The organism is Neoroseomonas eburnea (genome assembly GCF_018129005.1).
GTDB classification, from domain to species: domain Bacteria; phylum Pseudomonadota; class Alphaproteobacteria; order Acetobacterales; family Acetobacteraceae; genus Neoroseomonas; species Neoroseomonas eburnea.
Window position 1 is genome coordinate 81,502 of sequence record NZ_JAAEDL010000024.1, and the last position, 8,965, is coordinate 90,466.

Consider the following 8,965-nt stretch of genomic DNA (forward strand, 5'->3'; position numbering starts at 1 on the left):
GGCAGTCCCCCTTCCGCCGCACGATGGACGCGGCTCGATGCTTCGGCTATTTCCCACGGCATATAACGTGCCCGAGGAGCCCTGCCCATGCTTCGTCGTGTCGTCCTCGCCGCCGTCGCCGCCCTCGCCTGCGTCGCGGCCCCGGCGGCGCGCGCGCAGGAAGGCCCGACAGTCTTCGCCGCGGCCAGCCTGACCGACGCGCTGCGCGTGCTCGGCCAGCAATGGGCCGCGCGCGGCAACCCCGCGCCGCGCTTCTCCTTCGCTGCTTCCTCCGCCCTCGCCCGCCAGATCGAGCAGGGTGCGCCGGCGGACCTGTTCATGTCCGCCGACGAGCCCTGGATGGACTACGTCCAGCAGCGCAACCTGATCGTGACCGCGACGCGCGTGAGCCCGATCGGCAATGCGCTGGTGCTCGTCGCCCCGGCGAACGACGCGCGGCCGGTCGCGCTGGCGCGCGGCACCGACCTGCTCGCGCTGCTCGGCCCGAACGGCCGCATCGCCACCGGCGACCCGGCGCATGTGCCGGTCGGCCGCTACGCCCAGGCGGCGCTGACCTGGATGGGTCAGTGGGATGCGGTCGCGCCGCGCCTCGCCCGCGCCGACAATGTGCGCGCCGCGCTGCTGCTGGTGGAACGCGGCGAAGCGCCCTTCGGCATCGTCTACGCCACCGATGCGGCGATCAGCCCGGGCGTGCGCGTGGCCGGCACCTTCCCGGCCGAAAGCCACACCGCCATCACCTATCCCTTCGCGCTGACCCGCCGCGCCGAGGGCAATGCCCGGGCCCGCGCGCTCTTCGCCTTCCTCGCCGGGCTCGAGGCGCAGCCGGTCTGGCAGCGCTTCGGCTTTCGCCTGGCGCAGTGACCCTCGGCCTCGCCGCGGAGGAGTGGCAGGCGGTCCGGCTCAGCCTTGAGGTCGCCACCCGCTCCGTCGCCGTGTCGCTGGTACCGGCCATCGCCATTGCCTGGCTGCTGGCGCGCGGGCGTTTCCCCGGGCGCATGCTGCTGGATGCGCTGGTGCACCTGCCGCTGGTGGTGCCGCCGGTGGTTGTCGGCTGGGGGCTGTTGATGCTGTTCGGCATCCGCGGCCCGATCGGCGCGCCGCTGCATGACTGGTTCGGCATCCGCCTGGTCTTCACCACGGAAGGCGCAGCACTGGCCACGGCGGTGATGTCCTTCCCGCTGATCGTCCGCGCCGTGCGGCTCGGGCTGGAAGCGGTCGATCCGGGGCTGGAGGCCGCGGCCCGCACCCTCGGCGCCGGACCGATCGACCGCTTCCTGACCGTGACCCTGCCGCTGATGTCGCCGGGCATCCTGGCCGGCACCGTCACCGCCTTCGCCGCCGGCCTCGGCGAATTCGGCGCCGTCATCACCTTCGTCTCCAACATCCCCGGCGAGACCCAGACCCTGCCGCTGGCGATCTACAGCGCCACCCAGACCGCGGGCGGTGAGGCGACCGCGGCGCGGCTCGCCGGCATCTCCTTCGCGCTCGCCGTCGCCGGGCTGCTGCTGGCGGAGCTGCTCGCGCGGCGGATGCATCGCTGGCTGGGCCGCGCCTGATGGTCGAGGTCGCGCTGCGCCACCGCTTCGACCACCCGGGAGCATGGCGCAGCTCGCGGCGCGACGGCTTCACGCTCGACGTCGCCTTCGCCGCGCCGCCGCGGGGCGTCACGGCGCTGTTCGGCCCCTCGGGCTGCGGCAAGAGCACGATCCTCGCCGCCGTCGCCGGCCTGCTGCGGCCGCAATCCGGGCGCGTCGCGCTGGATGGCGCCGTGCTGCTCGACACCGCAGCGGGCATCTGCCTGCCGCCGGAGCGCCGGCGCTGCGGCGTGGTGTTCCAGGATGCGCGGCTCTTCCCGCATCTCAGCGTCGAGACGAATCTCCGCTACGGCCTGCGCCGCGCCCCGCGTGATGCGGAAGGCCCGGGCTTCGAGGAAGTGGTCGCGCTGCTCGGCATCGGGCATCTCCTCGCGCGGCGGCCGGCGGGGCTTTCCGGCGGGGAACGGCAGCGCGTCGCGCTCGGCCGCGCCCTGCTGGCGCGGCCCCGCCTGCTGCTGATGGACGAACCCCTCGCGGCACTCGATGCCGCGCGCCGGACCGAGGTGCTGCCTTTCCTCGCCCGACTGCGCGACGCGGCGCGGCAGCCCATCCTCTACGTCACCCATGCGCTGGAGGAAGTGGACGCGCTGGCCGACCACCTGGTGCTGCTCGAGGCCGGGCGTGTGCTGGCCGAAGGCGCCGCCACCGAAATCGCCGCCCGCACCGATCTTCCCCTGGCCTCGCGGCGCGATGCCGGCGTGCTGCTGGACTGCACCGTACTGGCCGCACCCGGGGGCGGCCTTGCGCGCCTCGGCTTCCCGGGTGGGGAGCTGGTGACGACGCTGCATCCCGGTGCGCCCGGCACGCGGCTGCGTGTGCGGCTGCGCGCGCGCGACGTCGCGGTGGCGGTGGCGGAACCGCACGGCATCTCGACGCAGAACGTGCTGCGCGCGACGCTCGCCACGATCACTCCGGCGGGAGAGCCGCTCGAGGTGTTCCTGCGCCTCGATGTCGGACCGAGCCAGGTGCTGGCCCGCATCACCCGCGACAGCCTGGAACGCCTCGCGCTGCGCCCGGGGATGCCGGTCTGGGCGCTGGTCAAGGCGGTGACCTTCGACCATCGCGTGGCCGCCGCCGCCGCGGCGCCGCCGTGATGCCGGCATGACGCCGGCGCGGCTCCACACCTGCGGGAGGCCGAGATGCCCTTTCCGATCCCCGACGACCGGCTGCTCGCCATGCTGCGCGAGGACGTGCCCTATGGTGACGTCACCACGCTCGGCCTCGGCATCGCGCTTCGCCCCGGGCGGGCGGTCTTCCGCACCCGCACGACGGTCACCGTCTGCTGCGTGGAGGAGGCGGAGCGCATCATGCGGCTCGCCGGCTGCGATGCCACGCGGCGGACGGCCTGCTCGGGCGCGCAGGTCGAGGCCGGCGCCGACCTGCTGACCGCGGAAGGCGACGCCGCGGCACTGCACCGCGGCCTGAAAGTCGCGCAGACGCTGATCGAGGCCGCCTCCGGCATCGCCACCCGCGCTCGCCGCATCCTCTGCGCCGCGCGGCAGGGGCGGCCCGGCATCACGGTGGCCTGCACGCGCAAGCACCTGCCCGGCGCCAAGGACGTGATGCTGAAGGCGATCATGGCCGGCGGCTGCATCCCGCACCGGCTTGGTCTCTCGGACAGCATCCTGGTCTTCCCGCAGCACCGCGCCTTCCTCGGCCGCACGCCGCCGCATCTCTGGGTCGATGCGCTGCGCGCCGCTCAGCCCGAACGGAAGATCGCGGTGGAGGCGGATAGCGTCGACGAGGCGGTGTGGTTCGCCGGCGCCGGCGTCGATTGCGTGCAGCTCGACAAGCTCACGCCCGAACAGGTGGCGGAGGCGGTGCGCGCCATCGCCGGCCTGCCGCGCCGGCCGCTGATCGCCGTCACCGGCGGCATCACCGAGGCGAACGCCACGGCCTACGCCGCCGCGGGTGCCGAACTGCTGGTCACCTCCGCCGCCTATGCCGCTCCACCGGCCGACGTCTCGGTTGCCGTCACCGGCACCGCCCACTGATGCCATGGGCCCGTTTGCCTGACCTGTGGAACCGAGAGGGGCCTTGCCCCTCTCGGGCTCTCCCCACCAAAGGCCGAAAGGCCTTTGGAAGCCGATACCTGGCGCCGTGCGCCACTGTCAGGATCAGTGCCGAAATCCGCCCTTGCGCACGAATCGCGCTCCGAAACGATGGGACTGCCTGAACCGCGCGGCACCAGATGATGGTTTCCAAAGGCCTCGGGCCTTTGGCGGGGTGGCTTGGAGGGGCAGGGCCCCTCCAATCCCGCCCTCACCGGTCATTCCGAAGGGCCGTCGATATGACAGGAGGCGCACGGCGCGCCCTTCCGCCGGCTGATGCGCGCCCGGCAGCGGTGGTAGGCTGACCGCCATGAGTCGCCCGCCCGCCGCCAGCCAGCCCGATGCTGGCCTGCTCAGCCTGCGCATCGACCTGCCCCAGGGCAGGATCGGGCCCGGCAAGATCCTGCTCCTGGAATCCATCGACCGGGAGGGGTCGATCTCCGCGGCCGGCCGAGCCCTCGGCATGAGCTACCGCCGCGCCTGGGACCTGGTGGATGAGTTGAACAAGCTTGCCGGGACCCCGGTGGTGGCGGCCAGCACCGGCGGCTTTCGCGGCGGCGGCGCCACGCTGACCGATGCCGGCCGCAACCTGGTCGCCGACTACCGCGCGATCGAACGCGCGGCACACCGCGCGGCCGAACCACGCCTCAGCGCGCTGCTCCGCCGGACCAGGGGCTGACCCCTCATCCGGCGAAGGCCGGCGCCAGGACGCCGCCGGTCGCGCGGAAGGGGATGCCGTAGACGTCGCCGAGCAGCGCCGGGCGCAGCACCTCCTGTGGTGTGCCGAACATCACCAGCCTGGAATCGGCCAGCACGGCGACACGGTCGGCGACGAAGGCGGCCTCGTTCAGATCGTGCAGCACGACCAGCACGGCGAGCCCCTGCCGCGCCAGCCGGCGCAGCAGCGCGAGCAGTGCGGCGCCGTGCTTCACGTCGAGGCTCGCCGTCGGCTCGTCGAGCAGCAGCGCCGCCGGCCCCGGCGCGCCATGGAGCTGCGCCAGCGCGCGCGCCACCTGCACCCGCTGGCGCTCGCCGCCCGACAGCGTGCCATGGGGCTGCCCGGCCAGCCGTAGCACCCCGGCGGCGGACAGCGCCTCGGCCACCGCTGCCTCGTCCTGCGCCGCCGCCGGCGTTCCGTGCCAGGGCAGGCGGCCAAGCGCGACCACCTCCGCCGCCACCATCGGGAAGGCCAGCGCGACGTGCTGGCTGACCACGGCACGGCGCCGCGCCAGCGCGGCGGGCGACCAGGAGGCGAGGTCCTGCCCCTCGAACATCACCGCCCCGGCATCGGGACGCAGCTCGCCGCTGAGCGCGCGCAGCAGGGTCGATTTGCCGGCGCCGTTCGGCCCGACCACCGCGAGCACCTCGCCGGGCAGCAATTGCAGCGTGACCCCGCACAGCAGCCGCCGCCGGCCGGCGCGGATCGTCAGCCCCTCGGCCGCGATCATCCCGCGCCCCCCGCCGCGCGCCGGCGCAGCAGCCAGAGGAAGAAGGGGGCGCCGAGCAGTGCCGTGACCACGCCCACCGGCAGCTCCGCCGGCGCCGCCAGGCTGCGCGCCAGCAGGTCCGCCAGCACCAGCAGCGCGCCGCCGAGCAGCGCCGCGCCGGGCAGCACCAGCCGATGGTCCGAGCCGAAGCCGAGCCGGACGAGATGCGGCACCACCAGCCCGACGAAGCCGATCAGCCCGGTGAAGGCGACCCCGGCCGCCACAGCGATGGCCGCGAGGACGATGGCGAAGCGCTTCACCGATTCCACCCGCGTGCCGAGGTGGAAGGCCTCCGCCTCCCCCAGCAGCAATGCGTTGAAGGGCCGCGCCAGCGCGCAGAGCATCAGGGAGGGAATGCCGACCAGCAGCAGGACGACCGGCACCTGCGCCCAGCGCGCACCGGCCAGGCTGCCGAGCGTCCAGAAGGTGATGTCCCGCACCTGCCGGTCGTCGGCCATGAAGATCAGCAACCCGGTCAGCGCGCCGGCCAGCGCGTTCACCGCGACGCCCGCCAGCAGCAGCGTCGCGACCGAGGTGACGCCCCCCACGGTGCCCAGCCGCGCCATCAGCAGCGTCGCGCCCAGGCCGCCCGCGAAAGCCGCGAGGGGAAGCATCCACAGGCCCACCAGCCCCGCCGTGGCGCCGAACAGGCTGCCGCCGAACACGATCGCCGCCACCGCCGCCAGCGCCGCCCCTGCGGAGACGCCGATCAGGCCCGGATCGGCGAGCGGGTTGCGGAACAGGCCCTGCATCGCGGCGCCCGCCGCGCCCAGGCCGGAGCCGATCAGCGCCCCCAGCAGCACCCGCGGTGCACGCACCACCCCGAGCACGGCGGCATCGCGCGCATGTTCCACCGGCAGCTCGGCCAGGCCGAGCGCATCCAGCAGGGCGGCGAACAGCCCGGAAGCGGTGACGCGCGCCGGCCCGAGCAGCACGCCCGCCAGCATCGCCGCCGCCAGCAGCGCCAGGCCGAGCGGCAGCAGGGCGACGCCGCGCCGCGGGCGCGGCGTGGCGAGGGCGACGGAAGCGCTCACGTCCATGACCGCGCCGGCAGGGGCGGCAGCGCCGCGCCGGGATGCAGCAGCAGCGCGAGGTCCCGCCGCGCATGCGCCGCCCGCGGCCCGAAGCCGAGCACATAGGACCCGTCCGCCGCGAGCACGCGGCGCGTCCGCGCGACAGGCGTCACGGCCAGCGCCGGGATGGCGAGCAGCGCATCGATCCCGCCGGTCTCTTCCAGCGCATGCGACATCATCACCACGGCCTCGGGGGCGAGCTGCGCCGCAGCCTCGGCCGACAGCGGCCGGTATCCCTCGAAGCCCTGCGCGACATTCGCGGCCCCGCAGGCACGCAGCATCGCGTCGGCCTGGGTCTTGCGCCCAGCGACAAGCGGCGCGCCGCGTGCCGCAGACAGGGTGAAGAGCGCGCGGACCGGCGGCAGCGCCGCGATCGGTGCGTCGAGTGCCACCCAGTCCGCAAGCACGGCATCCGCCACCGGGCGGCCGTCGAGGTGCAGGGCCTCGGCCACCGCCAGGATCTTCCGCGCGGCGCCAGGGCCGCTCGGCTCCTCGGGGATGATGCGCAGGGGCGCGCCGGCGGCCCGCAGCACCTCGATGGTCTGGGGAGGGCCGGAATCCGCCGACAGCAGCAGCAGGTCCGGGTGCAGGGAAATCAAGCCCTCCGGCGCCAGGGCGCGCATGTAGCCGATCTGCGGCAGATCGCGCACCGGCGCGGGGAAGCGGCTGGTAAGGTCCACGGCGACGACGTGGCTGCCGGCGCCAAGCGCGAACACCGCCTCGGTGACGGCGCCGCCGACCGAGACGATGCGTGTCGGGGTCGCGCCGCGGGCGCGGCGTGCGAGGGCCAGTGGCGCCACCGCGACGGCCGGCAGCACCATGCGGCGCGTGATCATGCGGCGGCTTCCTGCGGCTCGGGGTGGCGCTCCGCCGCGGCGGCGGCGATCCGGCGCCAGTCCTCGCGCTCCGGCTGGCCGGGCTTGCGCGCGCCGAAGATGAGCGCGACCACCTCCCCGCCGGCGTCGAGCAGCTCGATCGAGGTGACAGCCCCGTCCGCGGTCGGCTTCACCACGCGCCAGGCCGCGGCGACGCCGGCTTCGCGGAGATGCAGGTTGAACTCCGGGTCGAGCACGTTGAACCAGCCCGGGATATCCACCAGCCGCTTCACCTGGCCGGTGTGGATCTGGATGGCGGAGCGGTTGCCGACAAAGATCATCACCGGCACTTCCGTCTCCGCGGCGAGGCGCAGCACCCCCGACCCGGCCCCGGGCGCCAGCCGCATCGCGAGATCCTGGCCGGCGAGGTGGAAGGCCTGGCGGCGCGTGGCGCGGTGGCGGCGCAGCATGGGAAAGAAGTCGTGCGTGTCGCGCAGCGCGAGCCAGTCGGCGCGCAGGGCGGCACCGTCCACGGCGGCTTCCTCTGTGACGGTGGCCGCTTCCGGGGCGGCTTCGGGCGGCGGCGGGGCGGCCTCGGCCGCGAAGGCGGCGAGGATGCGCGCCCAGCCGTCGCGATCGGTCTCCGCGGTGGCGAAGATCTTGTGCGCGGCAACCCCGTCCTTGTCGAAGATCTGGATCGAGGGGCGCTCGCCGCCGAGCGCATAGGCATGGGCCCAATGGCCGGGGAAGAGGCGGAGGTCGATTTCCGGCCCCAACACCAGGATGTGGCCCGGGCCGGAGGAGACGTCCTCGAAGCGGCCCTTGCGCTCATGCACCGCGTGCTCGTTGCGGGTCAGCGCCATGATGCGTCCGGCTTCGGGCATGGCGGCGAACAGCGCGGACCAGTCCGGCCGCAGCGGCGTGGCGTGGCCGGTGGCGCCGCTGGCGACCAGGGCGGCCTCCGTCGTGCCCAGCCGCATGGCGGCGTCTCGCGCGCGGATCGGCTTGCCGGCCTCCTTGACCAGGGTGGCGTAGCGTTCGGCGAGAGCGGTCATCTGTCGCGGCCTTGTTCAGTTGAGGCGAAAATGGACAGGCACCTCGACCCAGGCCGGGACGGGCCGGCCGGCGGTACGGGCAGGTTCGAAGGCCCAGCGGCGCACGGCGGCGATGGCCGCGGCGTCGAGCAGGGGCTGGCCGGAGGATCGCCAGACGCGCGTCTCTTGAGTGTCGCCATCCGGCGAGACGAGCGCGCGCACGACCACGGTGCCAGTGAGGCCGAGGTCGACAGCGCGTGACGGGTAGTCCGGCGGGCGTGGCGGGCGCCGGTAGCGCGGGGCGGTGACCAGGATCGGCCCGTCAGACGCTGCCGCGGGCACCACCGAGGGCGCGGCGGCGCCTGCCGCGGCGGCTGCGCCGCCAGGCGCGGCGGATGCCGCCGCCGTCATTGTCCCGCCATCGCGATGCGTGGCGGCGGGGCGGCGGGGCGGACGCGTCGCGGGTTCGGCCGGGTGTGGCGCCTGCGCCACGCGACGGACCGCCGGCGGGTCCTCCGGTGGGGGCGGGGGCGCCGGCGGCGGAGGGAGCGGAAGCGCGGCCTGCTGCTCGGTCGGCGGCGGCGGCACCGCGGCCGCGTCGGCGACGAGCAGCGGTGGCGGCTCGGGGAGTGTCTCCGTGACGCTGGGCGAGGCAGGCAGCGGCAGCGCGGCGGGTTGCGGCAGCGTCGGCGCGGCCGCTTCGGCGATGGCGGCGGCGGCCGGCTCCGCGACATCCGGCGCCGGCTCGGCTGCGACGGACTCGGCCGGCGGCATCGTGGCCGCCTCGGCGGCGGGCAGCGGCGGCGCAGGGGGCGCCTCCGCAGTGCGGGTGGGGGGAGCCGTCGCCGGCTCGACGGGTGCCGGCGACGGCATCGCGGGCGCTTCGGCGACGGCCGCGACGGGTGCTGGC

General features: G+C 75.1%; 10 protein-coding genes. 5 read left to right on the plus strand and 5 right to left on the minus strand.

Features of this window, described 5'->3' with window-relative positions; all coding sequences use genetic code 11:
- Window positions 1-87: 87 nt before the first annotated feature.
- From modA to GXW74_RS20820, 5 genes are all read left to right on the plus strand, one after another.
- On the plus strand, window positions 88-861 hold the full coding sequence (modA, locus tag GXW74_RS28090; RefSeq protein ID WP_246523773.1) for a molybdate ABC transporter substrate-binding protein: 774 nt from the start codon (window positions 88-90) through the stop codon (window positions 859-861).
- Complete coding sequence (gene modB, locus GXW74_RS28095) at window positions 858-1,556, plus strand: molybdate ABC transporter permease subunit (RefSeq protein WP_338148294.1); 699 nt, start codon at window positions 858-860, stop codon at window positions 1,554-1,556. The genes modA and modB overlap by 4 nt, the downstream gene beginning before the upstream one ends.
- Window positions 1,556-2,689, plus strand: coding sequence for a molybdenum ABC transporter ATP-binding protein (modC, locus tag GXW74_RS20810; RefSeq protein ID WP_211848474.1), 1,134 nt, complete (start codon window positions 1,556-1,558; stop codon window positions 2,687-2,689). The genes modB and modC overlap by 1 nt, the downstream gene beginning before the upstream one ends.
- Before the next feature lie 45 nt (window positions 2,690-2,734).
- Window positions 2,735-3,589, plus strand: a complete 855-nt coding sequence (gene modD, locus GXW74_RS20815) for a ModD protein (protein ID WP_211848475.1) — start codon at window positions 2,735-2,737, stop codon at window positions 3,587-3,589.
- A gap of 367 nt (window positions 3,590-3,956) precedes the next feature.
- Window positions 3,957-4,325, plus strand: a complete 369-nt coding sequence (locus GXW74_RS20820; RefSeq protein WP_211848476.1) for a winged helix-turn-helix domain-containing protein — start codon at window positions 3,957-3,959, stop codon at window positions 4,323-4,325.
- Window positions 4,326-4,329: 4 nt separating this feature from the next.
- Here GXW74_RS20820 and GXW74_RS20825 read toward each other — a convergent pair whose 3' ends face one another.
- From GXW74_RS20825 to GXW74_RS20845, 5 genes are all read right to left on the minus strand, one after another.
- Complete coding sequence (locus tag GXW74_RS20825; protein ID WP_211848477.1) at window positions 4,330-5,094, minus strand: heme ABC transporter ATP-binding protein; 765 nt, start codon at window positions 5,092-5,094, stop codon at window positions 4,330-4,332.
- Entirely contained in the window at window positions 5,091-6,173 is a 1,083-nt protein-coding gene (locus tag GXW74_RS20830) for a FecCD family ABC transporter permease (RefSeq protein WP_211848478.1), read from the minus strand. The genes GXW74_RS20825 and GXW74_RS20830 overlap by 4 nt, the downstream gene beginning before the upstream one ends.
- Complete coding sequence (locus tag GXW74_RS20835; RefSeq protein WP_211848479.1) at window positions 6,164-7,042, minus strand: heme/hemin ABC transporter substrate-binding protein; 879 nt, start codon at window positions 7,040-7,042, stop codon at window positions 6,164-6,166. The genes GXW74_RS20830 and GXW74_RS20835 overlap by 10 nt, the downstream gene beginning before the upstream one ends.
- Window positions 7,039-8,076: a hemin-degrading factor gene (locus tag GXW74_RS20840; protein ID WP_211848480.1), complete on the minus strand. Its 1,038-nt coding sequence runs from the start codon at window positions 8,074-8,076 to the stop codon at window positions 7,039-7,041. Before GXW74_RS20840 ends, GXW74_RS20835 begins: the two co-directional genes overlap by 4 nt.
- A gap of 15 nt (window positions 8,077-8,091) precedes the next feature.
- Window positions 8,092-8,965 (minus strand): energy transducer TonB (locus GXW74_RS20845; protein WP_211848481.1); only part of this gene is annotated, 874 nt, incomplete at its 5' end.

Coding starts and splice junctions, on each gene's coding strand:
- modA (WP_246523773.1), top strand. CDS start 88: ATGCTTCGTCGTGTCGTCCTCGCCGCCGTCGCCGCCCTCGCCTGCGTC.
- modC (WP_211848474.1), top strand. CDS start 1,556: ATGGTCGAGGTCGCGCTGCGCCACCGCTTCGACCACCCGGGAGCATGG.
- modD (WP_211848475.1), top strand. CDS start 2,735: ATGCCCTTTCCGATCCCCGACGACCGGCTGCTCGCCATGCTGCGCGAG.
- GXW74_RS20820 (WP_211848476.1), top strand. CDS start 3,957: ATGAGTCGCCCGCCCGCCGCCAGCCAGCCCGATGCTGGCCTGCTCAGC.
- GXW74_RS20825 (WP_211848477.1), bottom strand. CDS start 5,094: ATGATCGCGGCCGAGGGGCTGACGATCCGCGCCGGCCGGCGGCGGCTG.
- GXW74_RS20830 (WP_211848478.1), bottom strand. CDS start 6,173: ATGGACGTGAGCGCTTCCGTCGCCCTCGCCACGCCGCGCCCGCGGCGC.
- GXW74_RS20835 (WP_211848479.1), bottom strand. CDS start 7,042: ATGATCACGCGCCGCATGGTGCTGCCGGCCGTCGCGGTGGCGCCACTG.
- GXW74_RS20840 (WP_211848480.1), bottom strand. CDS start 8,076: ATGACCGCTCTCGCCGAACGCTACGCCACCCTGGTCAAGGAGGCCGGC.